The 17,114-nt window shown below is 62.4% G+C and carries 14 protein-coding genes and 1 pseudogene; 2 read left to right on the top strand and 13 right to left on the bottom strand.

The window, feature by feature from the left end; translation table 11 throughout:
• Together M0954_RS16625 and M0954_RS16620 are read left to right on the top strand one after the other, a co-directional pair.
• Positions 1-476, top strand: a pseudogene (locus M0954_RS16625) (type VI secretion system-associated protein TagF); the annotation flags it as partial.
• A gap of 28 nt (positions 477-504) precedes the next feature.
• Positions 505-1,500: an OmpA family protein gene (locus M0954_RS16620; RefSeq protein ID WP_297354321.1), complete on the top strand. Its 996-nt coding sequence runs from the start codon at positions 505-507 to the stop codon at positions 1,498-1,500.
• Between the two features lie 110 nt (positions 1,501-1,610).
• On the opposite strand, the gene M0954_RS16615 is transcribed toward M0954_RS16620, so the two are convergent.
• From M0954_RS16615 to tssC, 13 genes are all read right to left on the bottom strand, one after another.
• Positions 1,611-1,976, bottom strand: coding sequence for a response regulator (locus M0954_RS16615; RefSeq protein WP_122156129.1), 366 nt, complete (start codon positions 1,974-1,976; stop codon positions 1,611-1,613).
• Between the two features lie 35 nt (positions 1,977-2,011).
• A complete protein-coding gene (locus tag M0954_RS16610; protein ID WP_123387552.1) occupies positions 2,012-2,968 on the bottom strand; it encodes a chemotaxis protein CheX in 957 nt (318 codons plus the stop codon).
• 17 nt (positions 2,969-2,985) lie between these two features.
• Positions 2,986-3,525 carry a hypothetical protein gene (locus M0954_RS16605; protein WP_122156130.1) on the bottom strand — a complete coding sequence of 180 codons (540 nt, stop codon included), beginning with the start codon at positions 3,523-3,525 and terminating at the stop codon, positions 2,986-2,988.
• Positions 3,522-4,268, bottom strand: coding sequence for a methyl-accepting chemotaxis protein (locus M0954_RS16600; RefSeq protein WP_122156131.1), 747 nt, complete (start codon positions 4,266-4,268; stop codon positions 3,522-3,524). Before M0954_RS16600 ends, M0954_RS16605 begins: the two co-directional genes overlap by 4 nt.
• An 18-nt stretch (positions 4,269-4,286) precedes the next feature.
• Positions 4,287-6,683 (bottom strand): Tar ligand binding domain-containing protein, encoded by a 2,397-nt coding sequence (locus M0954_RS16595; RefSeq protein WP_122156132.1) that lies wholly within the window; start codon positions 6,681-6,683, stop codon positions 4,287-4,289.
• 211 nt (positions 6,684-6,894) lie between these two features.
• Positions 6,895-7,401, bottom strand: coding sequence for a hypothetical protein (locus M0954_RS16590; RefSeq protein WP_133894667.1), 507 nt, complete (start codon positions 7,399-7,401; stop codon positions 6,895-6,897).
• 168 nt (positions 7,402-7,569) lie between these two features.
• Positions 7,570-8,679, bottom strand: coding sequence for a type VI secretion system protein TssA (gene tssA, locus M0954_RS16585; RefSeq protein WP_297354319.1), 1,110 nt, complete (start codon positions 8,677-8,679; stop codon positions 7,570-7,572).
• A gap of 91 nt (positions 8,680-8,770) precedes the next feature.
• Entirely contained in the window at positions 8,771-11,449 is a 2,679-nt protein-coding gene (gene tssH / locus M0954_RS16580; protein WP_297354317.1) for a type VI secretion system ATPase TssH, read from the bottom strand.
• A gap of 45 nt (positions 11,450-11,494) precedes the next feature.
• Positions 11,495-12,580: a type VI secretion system baseplate subunit TssG gene (gene tssG / locus M0954_RS16575; protein ID WP_122156135.1), complete on the bottom strand. Its 1,086-nt coding sequence runs from the start codon at positions 12,578-12,580 to the stop codon at positions 11,495-11,497.
• Entirely contained in the window at positions 12,544-14,382 is a 1,839-nt protein-coding gene (gene tssF / locus M0954_RS16570; RefSeq protein ID WP_297354315.1) for a type VI secretion system baseplate subunit TssF, read from the bottom strand. The genes tssG and tssF overlap by 37 nt, the downstream gene beginning before the upstream one ends.
• Positions 14,383-14,447: 65 nt before the next feature.
• A complete protein-coding gene (gene tssE, locus M0954_RS16565) occupies positions 14,448-14,927 on the bottom strand; it encodes a type VI secretion system baseplate subunit TssE (protein WP_122156137.1) in 480 nt (159 codons plus the stop codon).
• 70 nt (positions 14,928-14,997) lie between these two features.
• A complete protein-coding gene (locus tag M0954_RS16560; RefSeq protein WP_122156138.1) occupies positions 14,998-15,537 on the bottom strand; it encodes a type VI secretion system tube protein Hcp in 540 nt (179 codons plus the stop codon).
• Between the two features lie 72 nt (positions 15,538-15,609).
• Positions 15,610-17,100, bottom strand: coding sequence for a type VI secretion system contractile sheath large subunit (gene tssC, locus M0954_RS16555; protein ID WP_297354313.1), 1,491 nt, complete (start codon positions 17,098-17,100; stop codon positions 15,610-15,612).
• Positions 17,101-17,114 lie beyond the last annotated feature (14 nt).

Here is a 17,114-nt window from a genome sequence, read left to right as displayed (position 1 = left end):
TTGAACAGATGCTGCTGGCAAGCGGCCATCCGGTGCGGCTGCGCGGCGCGATGCTGGCGCTCGGCTCGCTGCTGCGGCCGGTGATGAACAGCGGCTCGTCGCATCTCGAACGCGGGCTGACGCTGCCGCTGCCGAACGATCCGTTCTATCGCAGCCTCGTGGCCGCGTTCTGGCTCGAGCTGATCGCGCCGTTTGTCTCGCGCGCCGATTTCGAACTGGCGATTTTCATCGGTACGCTGGCGCAGCGCGAGCGGCTGGTGATCGGCTTTAACGGTGCTTCAGCGAAGACGCTGCATAGCGTGGTGGACCCGCAGGCTTACGCCGCACATAACATCGATATCGACGACCCCGAGTGGATCGACGATCACGCACAAAACGACCATGGGATCAGCAAGCTCGTCAGTTACCTCGACCAACCGCAACTGTCGCTACGCGTCAGCATCGACACGTTCCGCGAAGCCTTCGCCGGGGAGTGAGACGATGCCAGCCAAAACCGATCGTTTGATGACCTCGCCGGTGCGCTTCTTGAGCCAGGCTCGCGCGGTGGTTCCCGTTGCTGCGTTGCTAGCGGCGCTGCTCGGCGGCACGCTTGGTAGCGCAGGCGCCTTTGCGGATAGCTCCGGACCCGCGAGCGTGACACCGGTCGATAACAGCGGCACCCAGATTCGTACGACGATCCTGCCGGCGCAACGCTCGGCCGGCAGCGCGGCGCCTGCCGCGGGCGGCACGAGCACGGGCGCCGGTACCGGTGCGGTCCGCCAGATGCCCGCGCCTGCCAACGCCACGCCGGGTCAGGTGGTGGTGGGTGGCAAGGTGCCGGACGAAGCCACCAAGGCGGCCGTGCTGCAGCGCTTGCGCGATACCTATGGCGCTGCCAACGTGGTCGATCAGATCGAAGTGGGCGATGTCGCCACGCCGCCGAACTGGACTGCCAATGTGCAGAAGCTGATCGGGCCGCAGTTAAAGCAGATCAGCAAGGGCCAGTTGAAGATCGACGGTACGCAGGTGGATGTGAAGGGCGAAGTGAGCAATGAATCGCAACGCCAGCAGTTGGCGAGCGATATGGCGAATTCGCTGAACCCGACGTACACCATCAAGAACGGCCTGCGCGTGAGCGCTTCGCAGCAAGGGCTGCTCGACCAGACGCTGGCCAATCGGACCATCGAGTTCGAAACCGGCAGCGCGACGCTCACTCCGCAAGGCAAGGCCATTCTCGATCAGATGGCGGCGGTGCTGGCGAAGATGACCAATAACACCGTGGACATCATTGGACATACGGATAACGCGGGGAACCGGACGTCCAACATCGCCTTGAGTCAGGCGCGCGCGGATGCGGTCAAGGGATATCTCGTGTCGAAGGGGATCGCGCCGCAACAGCTGTCCACCACCGGTGTTGGGCCGGATCAGCCAATCGCTTCCAATGATACGAATGACGGACGAGCGAGGAACCGGCGCATCGAGTTCCGGGCAGGCCTGGGCGGCGGCAGCAGCGGTACGTAAAACCGCAGGAATCCCCGCTGACTCACGCCTCGTCCAGGCAATCGCAGTATGTCACCCTGCCCTATGTGCGCAAAGGTGACGTACTGCGATAACGAAACTCCACCGGCCGCTCAGCCCGCGAGCTTACGGAACGTCTCGAGAACCACTTCGCCCTTGAACGGCTTGACGATCCATCCCTTCACACCCGCCGCCTTGCCACGCTCCTTCATCGCCGGGCTGCTTTCCGTCGTCAGCATGATCACGTTGACGCTCTGATTCGCGAGTTCGCCGCGAATCTTCTCGACCATCGTCAGGCCATCCATGTTCGGCATGTTCACGTCGCTGATCACGAGCCGGGTTCCCGGGCTCGTGCGCAGCTTCGCGAGGCCGTCCTTGCCGTCGACAGCCGTGTCCACGTCGAGGCCGTTCTTTCTCAGGAAGCCCGCCACTTCGTCGCGCACGGTGCTTGAATCGTCCACCACCAGAATCTTCGCCATGATGTTTTCCTCTTAAATCGTTGGCAAACAATGTGTCAAAACAAATCCAGCTCGCCGGCCGCGACGAGCGCGTCGACGTCGTCGGCGCCTTCCTTGAAGTCTTCCGGCGACCAGCTCAGGTTGAAAATGAAGCGCTGATCGAACACGACGGAGCGACCCGTCGCCTCGTCGATCACGTTGTACTTGAAGCACAGTTGCGGGTTGGTTGTGCCGAACGAGATGTAGCGCTGTTTGTGGTTGACGACGAGCGGCACCTGTACCTGGCTGCGCGCGGCCTGCGCGTTGCCAAGATAGCGGTCCTTGAACGCGCCCCAGATCAGGTTCGTCAGCTCCCCTAGCATGCTGTTGAGGTCGCGAAAATCGGCAGTGCCGTCGCCCCTCTGCTTGCGGCCGAGCAGGTCGAGCAGCGGCTGCTCGTCGGTCTGGACCATCATGTAGCCGCGGCACCAGTCGCTCTCGAGCGTGATCAGGCTGAACACCTCGCCGTAGATGATCTGGTCGCGCACGAGACACGGTGTATCCCAGGTCACCGTCAGGTCGCGGAACAGGTTGGCCAGCCTGAACTCGGTGATCTCGGTAATACCGCGCACGAGCGCGTTCGGATAGTCCAGAACAAACAGGTATTCGTCGATCGCCATGCGCAGCGGCGCCATATCGCTCGCGACGTACGCAGCGCACACGACCTCGCGCAACGCGTGCGGCAGATCGTCGAGTGACGCGCGCTCGTCGCGGCGCAGGATGATCGGTAGCTCCGGGCGCAGCGCATCGATGCGCGTCGCGATGACCGCGCACTCAGCCAGTGATCCGCCGTAATTCTCGGCGAGCAGGATCGCGCCGAGATCGATGTTCGAGCGCAGCACCGCCGGCAGGCGATCGGCCCTGACCTTCAGGCCAATCAGGTTGTTCTCGTCGCAGAAGCGCTTGATCGCCTCCGCATGCGCCGGGCAGTCGTCGAGCACGAGTACTTTGCTGACCGGCTTGTTCATGTCCATGCTGCCTTCCTTGCGCATCAAAAAAGTTCGAGTTCGCCGACGCTCTCGGCGATTTCGGTGACCTCGGCGACGGTCGCCACGAAATCGAGCGGCGCGTCGGCGCATATGCATATCGTCGCGCCGAGCTGCACAGCGCCGTTGACCGTCACGCGATACGAGACCATGAAATCAGGCTTCAACTGATCCAGATACGACACGCAGTGGCCACTCAGCACGTACGGCGTCGACATGCCAAGGTCCGGAAAGTACCCGACGAGCTGCTGGTTCATTGCGCCACAGCACAGATTGCAGATTTCGAGCAGCCTTTCCTCGAGCGTCGCCTGGCCGGTGCCGAGATAGTAGTCACGCGTCGCATCGTCGTTGTCGAAATGCAGGACCAGCAGGAGCCTGAAAGAAATCGATGAAATCGTCAGCACGATGAGCTCGCCGTCCACCGCACCGTCGTGCGGCGCTCCGTGCACGATGTCGCACGCGTCGCCTGCGCCGACCGTCAGGCGCAGACGCGCGGCCTGGCGGAAAATCCGCTCGATGCTGTCCTTCGCTTGCTCGGTAATCACGTCGCCGCCTGCTCGAGCTGGGATTGAAGCTGGTTAGCGAGCGCCGCGACACTGCCAAGCGACGCGACGATCATCTTGCCGCCTGCCTGAATGTCCTGAAACGTCGCGGTCGTGATCAGGTCGTTGCGATGCAGACTGTCACGATAGCTCTTCGACAGATCCTGCGAGCGCGACGCGAGCGTGCGCACCTCGCTCGCGACGACCGAGAAGCCGCGTCCGGCTGCGCCTGCACGCGCCGCCTCGATCGACGCGTTCAGCGAGACGATCAGAACGTGCGCGACGATCGACGACAGCTCCTGATTCTTGCTGTGCATCTCCTGGTTCTGCCCCATCAGCGAGATCATCTGCTCGTGCCAGCGCTCGAACGTCACGGCAAGCTCCCTGAGCCGGACTGCTTCGCCCGCGATGGACGCAGCCTGCCGCCCCCATTCCGCCTTGAACTCGAGCACGGCGGCGCGCGCCGCGCGTGCATCGTCCTCGCCCGCCGACCGCTGCGCGAGGTCATCGCGCAGGCCCGCAACAAGCGACTCGTACTCACGCTTTTCCTGCCCGGCCCGCTCCTGATACTGAGCATCAGCTTGCGCCAGTGCGGCTGCGTGGTGCGCCTCGGCTTCAGCGCGCAGCTGCGCGAGAGCCTGTGCACCGCGACGCCGCTCGCGCCACGCAACCGCAATTGCTACCGCGAGCGCAGCCAGCAGGCCGAGCGCCAATCCGGCAATCAAGACTCCATATTGTTCGACCACTGCCCTTCTCCAAGTCGCTCAAGCGGACAACGCGTCGATCTGCAACGGCTTCTCTTCCTTCTTGTCCGTCACACCCATGCTGTGCACCGCACAGCGCTCCGGCAGGCAGACCACGATCTGGAACAGGCGGTAGTCGGCGCCGCGCCGGTCGTCGGTGAAGCGCAGCTCGATGCTGCCGTTCTCGCGCTTCAGGAAATCCCGTACCGCGTCCATGCCGACGCCGCGCCCGGACACTTCAGTGATCCGCTCAGCTGTCGAGAAGCCCGGATGAAAGATGAAGTCGGCGACCAGTTCGTCGCTCAGTTGCGCGTCGGCATCGAGCCAGCCGCGCGCGCTCGCGATGCCCCGAATCCGCCCGAGCGCGAGGCCGCGGCCGTCGTCGCTCATGGTGATCTGCAGCGCGCCCCTCTCGACGCCGGCTTCGATGACGATCGTGCCGGCTGCCGCCTTGCCCTGCTCGGCGCGGGCAGCGGCAGTCTCGATGCCGTGATCGACCGAGTTGCGCATCAGGTGCATGAAGACGTTTTTCAGCGTGGCGCTCACCTGCCGGTTCACGCGGTAGCCGTCGTCGTCGATGCGCACGATGGGTGGCTCTTTGCCGAGTTCACGTGCAAGCGACGGCAGCGATTCGAGCACGCCCGAGAGCGTGTCCCCGATCGTTTCGGTGCCAAGGATGCGCAAGCTGCGGTGCACCGAATCGCGCATCGTCTGCAAGCTGTTAACGTCGACCGGGTCCGCTGCCTCCAGAATGCGCAGGCTCTCCTGGATATGCCCCTGGTCGACCATCAGGAAGTGCTCGGCGTTGCCGCGGCGTCCCCCGTCCTTGCGGCCCAGGCTCACATCGTTGATCGTCCTGTAACGCTCGATCGCTTCCTTCACGCGCTCGAGATCCGCGATCAGCACTTCCTGATTCCACTCTTCGCTGACATCGTTGCGGCGCAGCGCGTCGTAGCGCCGCTCGGTTTCATGCACGATGCTCGTCAGGTGCTGCAGGCTGTAGGTTCGGGCATTACCCTTGATCGTGTGCACGTTGCGGAACAGTTCGGCGAGCGCCTCGCTGTCGGCCTGCGTGTGCTGGCGGATAATCCGCTCGTTCTCGTTGACGAAGCCCGTCGCGCTGTCGACGAAGTTATGGAACTTCTCCTCGTTGACCGCGAGAATCTCGCCGATCATCTCGAGCCGGCGCTTCTGCTCGCCCGTCTCGGCGGCAAGCTGCCGCAGCTCGGTCACGTCGCGCACGCAGAGCATGAGGCGCATGACCGTGTCGTTCTCATCGGTGATCGCCGACCAACTCAGATCGAGCGTCTTCACGCGGCCGTCGGCCATCGTCTTCGCAACCTCGTTCACGAGCAGGTGCTGGTTGAAGGTGAAGTTGATCGCGTCCTCGCCGATGCAGGCCTGAATCGTGGCGTCGACCTGCGAGCGCACATCGGAATTCAGATCGGTGTTGTCGAACACCAGATCCATGACCGGACGTCCGGCGATGTCGTTCGTCTCGAAGATCGCCTCGAGGTAGGCCGAGTATTCGGCGTGCACCAGCGCCCCGCCGACGACGGTCAGCATCCCCTGCTGGATGTTCTGCAGCATCGCCTGGATGTCGGCGGTCTTCTGCTTGAGCAGCGCGGAGCTCTGCTGGATCTTCTCGATCATCTCGTTGAACGCGACGATCGAGCGCCCGATCTCGTCCATCCGTCCCACCGGAACGCGGCGGGTGAAGTCCTGATTCGACGCGATCTCGCTCATCATCGACTGCATGCGGGTGAGCGGGCGCCCGATCACCGCCGCCAGCGCGGCGCGGGCAAACAGCCCGATACCGAGCGCTGCCAGTGCGATCATGGCCGCACCGACCATGAGCCGATGAAACTGCGTCTGCGCCTGATCGAAGCGCGCCTGTTGATGATCCACCTGCAACGCTTCGAGCGCGTTCATCGCCTGCTCATAGCGGGCGTTGAGCGGGTCGGCCTCGCCGCGGGTCGTGTGGAATTTGTAATAGTCGTTTTGCGAGAGCTGCTGGAACTCCGGCTCAAGCGCCTGCTTGATGAGCGCCGCGCGGGCCGCCTGCACCGCATCGGCGGCACGCGACTCTTCCGCATTGCGCGGCTTTGCCAGGTACGCCGCCCAGTTGTCGTCGCTCGCCTTGAGCACGGCGCGCGCCTTTACCAGCAAGTCGTCGCTCGCGCGACCCATCGAAAACAGCGTCTCATAGTTGCCGAGCGCCAGCTGCACTTGCAGCATCAGCTCGGAACTCGTCTTCAGATGGGTGATCGCTACCGTATCGGTCGCATATGTCTGCTTAAGCGCATCGTTGCTCTGTTTGAGACCCAGCACGGCAACGAGCATCGTGGCGATCAACGCGAGCGTGTAGCCCGCAATCGTGAGCGTGAGCCCACCCTGTATCGTTAAGCGTTTGAACATAGCGTTACGCGCGCAACCTCGCCTTATGCGAAAAAGCACACGCTCTCCTCCCGTAGTGGTGATGTGACACGCGCATGGACGGTTCTCTGCTGGAATTCATTGTCCATTGCCACGATATCGGCTTCGCTTCGTGAAGCTTTAGGGTCTGGCGACGAGTTAAAGCCCGCAGCACTCGATTGCACCCCTAAGAAACACCATCTGCACTACTTAACTACTTAAACACCATCGACGCCGAAAACGGCGCCTTATCCGGCTCAGCCCGATACTTGTCCTGGATCGCACTCACGCAGTTTGTAAACTGGGTGCGAAACGCCACGGGGTTGTCGCTGGGTGGAGAAAGACCATCGGACGTTACGCTCCATCCGTCGGAGGTACGAACGGCGTCGAGATCGAAGGATGCCGCGGTATTGCTGCCTAGAATGACCGCCTCGCGCTTTTCGCCACCGGGCAAACGGAGAATCGCCTCGCAACCCTGTTGCAGCCGCACAGCAGCATGAGCGGCCGAGCTGCCGAGAGGTGCGGCGTCGTCAGGCACGGTGTGGTACATACGCAGCGACTGGAACTGGGACGGCATCCCGGCTACAACGAATTGCACGTCCGACTGTGAAATGCCATCGCTGCATCCAGCCAGGGCTCCGAGCAGCACTGCCACCTTAAACCGCGCAAAAATGCGCTCAGGCAGCACCCGGCCCTTCGATGCAGCAGTTGCAGATGTCATCGCGCCTCTTTCCAGTTTCTTTCTACGCCGTAAGGCATCAGGAAAGCGACGCTCCCCCGGCTAGCTCATATATCGGCAGGCCGGGTCGAATTCTTTAGGTTGGGATATCGGAGATACTACGGGCTACCCTTTCACCGCCTTTCATGGGCGGGCGGCCCGCCTGAAAACTCACTTGCCTTCTTCGGGCTTCACGCCCAGCAGTTCACGGATATGCGCAAGCGACCCGTCGTCCTTGACCACCGTGGACAGCCACTGATGCAACGGCATCTCCGCCCACTCCGCCGCCTTGTCCGCCAGATACGCAGCCGGACTATGCGGCTCGGTGCTCCGGAAAAACCGCGCCACCGCCCGCAACTGCGCCACGGCCTGTGCGCGATTCTGAATCCCAGCGATGCTCGCTTGCGAGTTCGTCGATACGGTCGTCAACACGGGTTCCTCCCGTTGCGTTGCGGTCTTGAAACTGGGTTCGGCACGCTCGACGGCCTCCGGCTTCTGCGCTTTGGCCGCGCTCTCAGCGGTCACGCCCACTTCACGCGCAAAGCGCTCAGCGAGCCGGTACACCCCTTCATACGCGTCTTTCGCCTGACGAAAGCTCGGCGCGGAATCGCCTGCCCGGCGGTCCAGCTCCTGCTCAAGCTCCAGCATGGCCGCTTCGAACGCCGCCAGATCCGCCAGCAGCCCAGAGTAGAACGGCACCGGCGTGGCCCGCTTCGATGCCTCGATCTGCTCGACGGACGGCTTGCCCCGGGCGATATCGTCGGCATGATCCGGGTCGCGCTTGACTGCCTGAGCGACGTGCGTCGCCACCTCCCAATCGACCGTGCTGTAGAGATCCGCCGGTGCCGAGGTCAGCGGCATCGCGCGCAGCAGCTCGGCCGTGCGGCCAACCAGCCACGCCACGTTGCCGAGGCGGTACTCCGTATCGTCCCCTTCCGGCAGCGGATGCAGATGATCCCAATAGCGCTCGGACAACCCGGTAATCAGCCGGTAACCGTCGGTCAGGCCAGTGATGCCCTCCTCGAGCGCCAAGCCCTCGGTCAGCCACACGGCAAGCCGCAAGTCTTTGGTCTGCGTCTTGAGCAGGCTCGTGCTGCGCTCGACGACAAACGGCCAGTTGGCTTCCTTGATCTCCGTCACCCACTCACCCTGATCGAGCGAGGGGTCGTCGAAGCGGCGCGCGTTCTGAATCGCGTCGAAATCGGCTGAGAACAACAGGTCGTCGCCGCAAGGCGACGCTTCGCTGACCGGTTCCAGCAGCGTGGTGATGTTAGCGGGCATGAGCATGACAGAAAGCCGTAACGTAAGTGCCTGGGTTCAGGCGTTAAAACAGGAAGACCCGTGCGACAACACCGACACGCGTGCGCACGCTTCAGGCAACCGTATATTCGAATCCGCCGGCCTCGCTCGCCCGCACCGCGATGCGTTCAAGCGCTATCCCGTCCGCGATCCGCTCGAGCACCTGCTGCGCCACTTCGGGCAACAACGTGCCGTTCAGAATGTGATCCACGTTGCGCGCCCCGGAATCGACTTCGGTACAGCGCGCCAATACGGCGTCCACCAGCGACTCGTCCCACTCGAAGGTCGCCTTGTGATTCGCTTCGATGCGCCGACGAATCCGCTCGAGCTTCAGTTCGATGATCTCCACGAGCACGTCGTCGGAGATCGGATAGTACGGCACCACTTTCATGCGGCCGAGGAACGCTGACTTGAACGTCTTGTACAGTTGCGGGCGCAACGTCTCAGCGAGTTCATCGGCGCCCGGCAGCTCGTCTGCGCTCTTGTTCAGACATGCCTGCATCACCGCCTGCGAACCGACGTTCGATGTGAGAATGATCAGGGTGTTGCGGAAATCGATCTCGCGGCCTTCCGCGTCGTCCATCGTGCCTTTGTCGAACACCTGGAAGAACATTTCGAGCACGTCCGGGTGGGCCTTTTCCACTTCGTCGAGCAGCACGACCGAATAGGGATTGCGGCGCACCGCTTCGGTTAGCACGCCCCCTTCGCCATAGCCGACGTAGCCCGGCGGCGAGCCTTTGAGACCGGAGACGCTATGCGCCTCCTGATACTCGCTCATGTTGATCGTGACCATCTTGCGTTCGCCGCCATACAGGATATCGGCGAGCGCCAGCGCCGTTTCCGTCTTGCCGACGCCCGAGGGGCCGACGAACATGAACACACCACGCGGCTTGTTCGGATCTTCGAGGTTGGCGCTGGCGGTCCTCACGCGCTGGGCGATTGCGTCGAGCGCGTGGTCCTGACCTATCACGCGCGCGCCCAGCAGCGGTTGCAGGTTCAGCACGGTTTGAATTTCGTCCTTGACCATGCGGCCCAATGGAATGCCCGTCCACGACGCGACGATCTCCGCGACGACGTGGCCGTCGACCTGTAGCGGCACCATCGGCTGGCCGCCTTGCAACGCATGCAGGTCACTCACGCGCGCCGCGAGCGTTTCACGCGCACTCACAGCCTTCTCGGCCTGCTCCGCATCCGCGCTACCGCCGCGTGCTGCATCGATTTGCGCCCGCAGTTCGCCGATCTCCGACACCAGTGCACGCTCCTTGTCGTAGCGCACTTCGCTGGCGGCCAGCGTTGTCAGGTCAGCTTCCCGCAGGCTGCGCAGTTCAGCAAGACGCTCGTCGTGCACTGAGCCGCTCGCCACTTCACGCTCGAGGGCAGCCACTTCCGCGTCGATTCTCTCGATCCGCTTTTTCGTGTCGTCGATCGTTGCAGGTGTCGAGCTATGCGCCAGCGCGACTTTCGCGCAGGCCGTATCGAGCACACTGATTGCCTTGTCCGGCAACTGACGGCCGCTGATATAGCGATGCGACAAGCGCACCGCTTCCGTAATCGCGTCGTCTACCACGCGCACGTTGAAATGCTTTTCCATCAAACCGGCCATGCCGCGCAGCATGGACGCGGCAAGCGTCTCGTTCGGCTCTTCGATCTTTACGACCTGGAAGCGCCGCGCCAATGCCGCGTCTTTCTCGAAGTACTTTTTGTATTCGCTCCACGTGGTTGCCGCGATCGTGCGCAGTTCGCCGCGCGCCAGCGCCGGCTTCAGCAGGTTCGCGGCGTCGTTCTGTCCAGCCTGGCCGCCTGCGCCGATGATCGTATGCGCTTCGTCGATAAAGAGGATGATCGGATGCGCGCTCTTCTTGACCTCGTCGATCACGTTTTTCAGGCGATTTTCGAATTCGCCTTTGACGCTCGCGCCGGCCTGCAGCAACCCCATGTCCAGCACGTGCAGGGCGACGCCTTTCAGCGGCGTGGGTACGTCGTCAGCGGCAATACGCAATGCGAGGCCTTCCACCACGGCGGTTTTGCCGACCCCCGCTTCACCCGTCATGATCGGATTGTTCTGGCGACGGCGCATCAAAATGTCGATCGTCTGGCGAATTTCGGCTTCGCGGCCGATGACCGGGTCGATATGGCCATCACGGGCGCGTTGCGTCAGGTTGGTCGTGTAGGTGTCGAGCGCGGGCGTCTTTGAAGGGCCACCGCTTTGTGCCGGCTGCAGACTCGCATCACGGTCATCGCCATCGGCATCGTCGGACGCCGCAGGATTGCGCTCCCCCTCGCACGAGCCAACCGTCAGTTCATCGAACTTATGCTTGAGATCGGTCACCCGCACGTCGCGGAACAACGGCGACATACGCTGAGCAAACTGCGCGAGATCCGGCGCGCTTAGCAGCGCAAGCAGCAGATGCCCGGAGCGGATCCGGCCGATCTGCGCATCAAGTGAAGCCAGCAGCCACGCTTGCTCGAACAGTGCGATCAGATGCACGGAAAACACGGGCGTGCGCGCGTTCCCCGTCTTCAGGCGCTGCAACTCGCGCTCGAGATCGGCGCGCAGCGCGTGCGCGTCGATGCGGCTCGCGCGCAGCACCAGCGTCGCATCACTCGCCGGCTCGTCGAGCAAGGCCAGAAACAGATGTTCGAGGTCCACCTCGTAGTGACCACGCGACAGGCAATTGCTCGCCGCCCGCTCAGTGGCCTGGCGGCAGGTCGGATTCAGTTTCGCGATCAGGGTCTTGAGGGGAGTGCTCATGTCGTGCGGTCCAGGTCCTGTTGGTAGCGTAGCGCGTGGCGATGTTCAGTGAATGACGTGCAATTCATAGCGGGCGTCCGACCGGTCGTGGTCGGCGTCGTGCGTGCAGAGAAACGCGTCCCAGCCAAGCCGTCCGCTCTGACCCAGCTGAATGGAACCGACTTCAGCGCGCCGCAGCACCAGCGAGACCTCGTATTCAAGCGTCACGCCGGCCAGCAGGGTCAGCATCCGCTCCAGTGCGATGGCGCGTTCGGCGCCCGGCAGGAAGGCTTCGTAGTCTTTTTTCGCGAGCGGGCCGATCACGAGCCGCGCGCGCATGTCGCGCTGCCAGACCCGTTCGCCCGCCAGCGCGGTAGCGCCGAGCGTCGCATTGACGCTGCCGAGCACCGTCAACTGATCGGGCGGCACGTCGTACCATTTGCCGACAAACTGATCGACGCGCACCGGCACCTGAAAGTATTCGGACAACGTACGCTGCAAATACGCCGCCGACACGGGCCGATGCCGCGCCGCAAGCGCATAACCGGCAATCGCCTCGTCGAACAGTGCGCCGTCGCCCTGTTGCAGACTGCTGCGGCTGTCCGTATCGGCGACGCCGGCAAGCGCCAGCAGCAACGGCAGATAGCGTTCGTCGCGGTCCAGTTCGTAGTGAAACGGCAGCCGGTATTTCTTCCATGCCGAGTAGAACAGCGCCGTGGCACGATTCGAAAAGACATCGAAGAACTCGCGCGCCGCACGGTCACGCCTCAGTTGCTCGCGCGCAATGATCTGCTCGGTATAGTGCAGCGGCAATGCGCCCTGCCCGCCTAGCAGCCCGAAAAACGCTGGTGTGATATCGACACGGCCAAGCGTGCCGTCTTCGACGGCGGCGGTACGCTGCGGCTTGTCCTTAAGCGCCGTGCCTGCATCGTCATAGGACTGCGCGCTGTGAATTTCGCTTGGCGGAAAGCCTAGCGAAAGCGAATTGCGAAATGCGATACGCTGCGCCACGATCTCGCCGGGCCGTGTTGAGTTCTCCTTGGCAAACCACTTCTCGAGAATCCGCACTGCCTGAAAAAACTGGAAGCGATGCGGCTCGTCGAGCAGTTGCTCGATTACGCCAGGATCGATTCGCCGCTGCGGGGTTTGCATCGCAGAATCTCCTCGCCCGTGCGCTTCGACACGACGACCAGTTGCACAAAGCTGTTCAGATGCACGTACAGCCCAAAAAACGTGTCGATCACGCGCACGAACGACGCGAGGCTCGTGCCCACAAAATGGTCCTCGTCGATGGTCAGGCGAATTTCCATGCCGCGCACGAAGGTGGCAAACGGCTTGCCCGGCAGCCATTGCACGGCCGCGCGCTGCTCGATGCCGACCAGTCCGTCGATATGCCGCGCCGACACCGCCGTGCGCCGCATGTCGTACAGCACCAGCATTTCCTTGAGCGCAGAGAGGCCGTTGCTCGCGAGCGAGACGTGATTGAGCGCCAGATGCGAAATCAGCCGCCAGTGCGCCGCGCGGCCACGCTCGAAACGCACGCTCGGCGTGGGACGGCGCAACATCGAAATGTTACCGGTCAACGAGCCGCCTTCGAGAAACAGGTCGCCGCCTTCGATGCCCATTGCCAGTCCGGCCGGCAGATCGCGATTGGTGCAGGTCAGCTCGATGCTCAGCGTATCGGTTTGCGCCTCAGCCGGTTCGAAATCGATATCGACAATCGAGATCTCGGTTTCGTAGCCCGGGCTTTTCTCCGCCACCCAATCGTTGCGGCGCGCAAACCAGTAATGCCCGGCGCGTTGCCGTTCGCCGTGATGCAACGAGTAGAACGGCCTGAATTCGATTACCGATTCCTGGTTCGCCTGCTGCCGGACCAGCTTCACCGAATCGATCGAATACACCTCGTAGGCAAACGCCCGGCGCGCTTCGGCGATCACCGGATACGAGATCGACTGATGAGTCAGACGGATCGGTTCGCCGTGCTGCTTGAACAGATTGACGACTGGCGTGCAGAACAGGCGGAAGTGTTGTGTCGACAACGTCTCGAGCAGACGGGCGACATGCGAGTCGCTGCGCACGTCTTTTAGCACGACATGCAGCGTCAGACGGCTGCAGCGGCCGCTCGCGCGCGTCATCGCCGCCAGATCGAAATCGACGAAATTGAATTTGTCGGGAAACGCGAAGTACTCGGTGAGTAGCCGGTATGCCGGATGCGACTTGGCCGGGTAGTCGATCAGCGAATCTTCTTCGTCGAAGCCGGCCTGCGCGAGCGGCGAGGTGCGCATTGCGGTCCACACGCCTCGACGGTCGGCCTCGACATACGTGGCCATTGCATTAACGAACAGACAATCGGTCAGACCCGCGATAAAAGACTGCTCGCCATGCAGATGCGCGCGCAGCGTGGACAGTTTCAGCGCACCGAGATCGAGCTGCGGCGCGGTCGACTCGAGCGTGATCGAGACGATCGCCGAAGCGTTGGCGGGCAGCACGGTCGCGCTTGGCGCCATCGCGACGGACGTGTATTTCGCCTCCGACATGCGGATCGGCGCCAGCGTCACATCGTAAGCGGTGCGAAAACGGCACTGTACGCCGCGGATGGTGCGCGATTTAAGTTCGGTGCCCCGCTCGATCGTGACCGGTTCGGTCAGATTGCTGAGCGCGGCGGAGGTGCCCAACTGGGCAATCGAACACGAGGGAAACGGCCGCAGATAATGCGGATAAAGCACTTCGAGCAGTGCTTCGGTGAATTCGGGGTAATCGTCGTCGAGCTTCTTGTTGATGCGGGCGCCCAGCAGCGCGAACGATTCGATCATCCGTTCGACGTGCGGGTCTTCGCAATGCTCGCCGGACATCGCGAGGCGCGCGGCGATCTTCGGATAACGATCTGCAAAATCGTTCGAGTAGCGCCGCAGGAATGCCAGTTCGCGCTCGTAATATGGCAGCAATTCTTCCATCAACCTGTCCCCGGACCTGATACACCCGCGCCGCCGTTGCGCGTAACGGCAGCCAGCATGCGGTATTAAAGCTTCGCGCGTGCGCGCGATACAGAATACTGCAACGTCGAAGGCTGAAGCATCGCATCAAAACTCACCGGTTCTTCTGCCGGATGCACGACCAGCAACGCCTGAATGGCGAAATACAGCGCATTGGTCGATTGTTCGTTCAGTTCTAGCGCGACTGCCACCTGCTTCAGACGCGGCTCATGCCGCGCAATGGCCTGCTGAATCGATTTGCAGATGAACGTACGATCGTAGTGGCTCGCGAGACTCAGGCCCGCGAAGTCGTTCAGACCGTACGTCAAGACCGATTTCTGACACTCGGGCAGCGCCGCCAGCTCGTGTTCGGTCAAGGCAATCCGCGTGTTCAGGATGGCCTCCACGTCACGTGCGACGGTCGCCTTCAGCTCGTCCAGCGACAATTGCCGCATCGCCGGAGAAGCCGGCAAATGCGGTTCGTCGTCGAACAGCTTGTCGAGGAAACTCGGTTCGAATCGTTTCATCAGCTGCCGAAGAAGCGGTGCAAAATGCAGGGCGGCGCCCGCAGGTCAAGTACGGACGCCGCACCGCCCATCAAACTGCGTACGTCTTGTCGTTCTTCGTCAGGCTCCACGCGCCTTGCGCGTTGCCGCCCTGGTTGCCGCCGATCTTTTGCTGGGTGTACTTCCACTGTACCGCAGCGTATTTCAGCGTGAACTGCTCGTTCGGCAACGACACGCCCGGCGCGTCGCTCGTACCCGTCGTCACCGTCGGCGAACCGACAGCCGGCGCCACGCTCGAGATGATCACGTACTTGAGCTTGACTTCCAGATACTTGATCCGGTTGCCTTCGCCATCCGAGCGCATGAAGTCGACCGTCACTTCGTCGAACGTCGTACCGCCCGATGCGTGTTGATAGATCAGCGGGCTGACCACGTCGATATCTTTCGTGAAGACCATATCGCCGTGCTCGCAGCGCTCGGCCGTGTGGCCGCCAGCGGTCGAGGCCGTTGCCGAACGCGGTTGCGTGATGGAGTGACTCCAGGAGTCGATCTCGATCCAGCCCTGATGGTCCTTATCGGCAGACTCGCCCTTGATCGCAGGATTGCCGAATTTTAAATAGATGTCCTTCATAACTCATCGACTCCCCAAAGAGGTGGTTCTTACAGTCCGCCCGGGCGGCCAGCCCGGGCATTTTGACTTCATTTATGAATTTGCCGGCTTCGGCAGGTCAGCCACAAGACGCAAGGAGATCGACAGCTCATCCAGCTGGAAGTGCGGGCGCAGGAAGGCGACCGAACGATACGAACCGGGTTTGCCAGGAATCTCCGAGACCTGTATGGATGCCTCACGCAGCGGAAACTGCGCTTTCTGCTCCTGAGTCGCGTTGTCGTCGAGCAATACGTATTGCGAGATCCAACGGTTCAGGAATACTTCGACGTTCTGTGCCGAGGCGAAACTGCCGATCTTGTCGCGCATCATCGCCTTCAGGTAGTGCGCCACGCGCGACACCGAGAAGATGTACTGTAGCTGCGCGGACAGCACGGCGTTCGCGTTGGCGCTATCGGTGCTGTACTTCTTGGCTTTCTGGACCGACTGGGCAGCAAAGAACGCGGCGTAATCCGAGTTCTTGCAGTGCACGAGCGGGATGAAGCCGAGATCGCTCAGTTCCTTTTCGCGGCGGTCGGTGATCGCGATTTCGGTCGGGCATTTCAGCGCCACTTCGCCGTCATCGGTCTTGAAGGTATGGGTGGGCAGATCTTCGACCAGACCGCCGCCTTCCACGCCGCGAATCGCCGCGCACCAGCCGAAGTCGTCGAATGCGGCCATCAGGCGTGCAGCAAAAGCCCACGCCGCGTTGCACCACAGGTATTTGCTATGATCGGTGCCGTCCACGTCTTCGACGAAGTTGAAGCCCTCCGCGGTCGCGCCATCCTTCGGATTGAACGGCAGGCGGCCCAGAAAGCGCGGCAACGTCAGGCCGACGTAACGCGAGTCTTCCGAATCGCGGAACGACTTCCACTTGGCGTACTCGACCGTGTCGAACACCTTGCCGAGGTCGCGCGGCTTGCCAAGGTCGGCAAACGATTCGAGACCCAACAGTTCCGGCGAGGCCGACGCGATAAACGGTGCATGCGCGGCCGCGGCGACGTGCGCCATCTGCTCGATGAAGTACACGTCTTCGGGCTGCCGCGTCACTTCGAAGTCACCGATGATCGTGCCGAACGGCGCGCCACCGAAGGTGCCGAACTCTTCTTCGTAGACCTTCTTGAAGAGCGCGCTCTGGTCGAATTCAATCGCATTCTTGAAGTCGCGCACGAGGTCGCGCTTGGGCGCATGCAGCGCCTTGATCTTGACCGTCGAGCCGGTGTTGCTTTCCTTGCACAGATAGTCGAGACCGCGCCACGTGCCTTCGAGGCGCTGGAATTCGGGTGCATGCATCACCGCGCTCAGTTGCGCGGAGATCAGCCGGTCGAGCTCCGCCACGCGGGCGTCGATGGTGGCCGAGAGGTTGTCCGACACGATCACCGTGCCGTCGAGCACCTGGTGCACGAGCTCGCCGATCAGGTCTTTTGCACGCGCATGTTCCGAATCGGACTTCGCCACCTTGCTCTTCTCGACGATCTCGTCGAGCAGCGAGGTCTCAGCGCCGCCATGCGCGCTGGCGAGTTGGGCTGCTGCCGTTTGCTGGTTCATCTCACACCCCGTAC

Origin of the sequence: Paraburkholderia sp. (genome assembly GCF_026225065.1) — a bacterium.
GTDB lineage: Bacteria > Pseudomonadota > Gammaproteobacteria > Burkholderiales > Burkholderiaceae > Paraburkholderia.
The sequence above is the reverse complement of the archived record's forward strand: the minus strand, read 5'-3'. Positions and strand labels throughout refer to the sequence as shown.

Excerpts from the sequence above, each read along its gene's own strand:
- M0954_RS16620 (WP_297354321.1), top strand. The coding sequence starts at position 505 with ATGACCTCGCCGGTGCGCTTCTTGAGCCAGGCTCGCGCGGTGGTTCCC.
- M0954_RS16615 (WP_122156129.1), bottom strand. The coding sequence starts at position 1,976 with ATGGCGAAGATTCTGGTGGTGGACGATTCAAGCACCGTGCGCGACGAA.
- M0954_RS16610 (WP_123387552.1), bottom strand. The coding sequence starts at position 2,968 with ATGGACATGAACAAGCCGGTCAGCAAAGTACTCGTGCTCGACGACTGC.
- M0954_RS16595 (WP_122156132.1), bottom strand. The coding sequence starts at position 6,683 with ATGTTCAAACGCTTAACGATACAGGGTGGGCTCACGCTCACGATTGCG.
- M0954_RS16590 (WP_133894667.1), bottom strand. The coding sequence starts at position 7,401 with ATGACATCTGCAACTGCTGCATCGAAGGGCCGGGTGCTGCCTGAGCGC.
- tssA (WP_297354319.1), bottom strand. The coding sequence starts at position 8,679 with ATGCCCGCTAACATCACCACGCTGCTGGAACCGGTCAGCGAAGCGTCG.
- tssH (WP_297354317.1), bottom strand. The coding sequence starts at position 11,449 with ATGAGCACTCCCCTCAAGACCCTGATCGCGAAACTGAATCCGACCTGC.
- tssG (WP_122156135.1), bottom strand. The coding sequence starts at position 12,580 with ATGCAAACCCCGCAGCGGCGAATCGATCCTGGCGTAATCGAGCAACTG.
- tssF (WP_297354315.1), bottom strand. The coding sequence starts at position 14,382 with ATGGAAGAATTGCTGCCATATTACGAGCGCGAACTGGCATTCCTGCGG.
- tssE (WP_122156137.1), bottom strand. The coding sequence starts at position 14,927 with ATGAAACGATTCGAACCGAGTTTCCTCGACAAGCTGTTCGACGACGAA.
- M0954_RS16560 (WP_122156138.1), bottom strand. The coding sequence starts at position 15,537 with ATGAAGGACATCTATTTAAAATTCGGCAATCCTGCGATCAAGGGCGAG.
- tssC (WP_297354313.1), bottom strand. The coding sequence starts at position 17,100 with ATGAACCAGCAAACGGCAGCAGCCCAACTCGCCAGCGCGCATGGCGGC.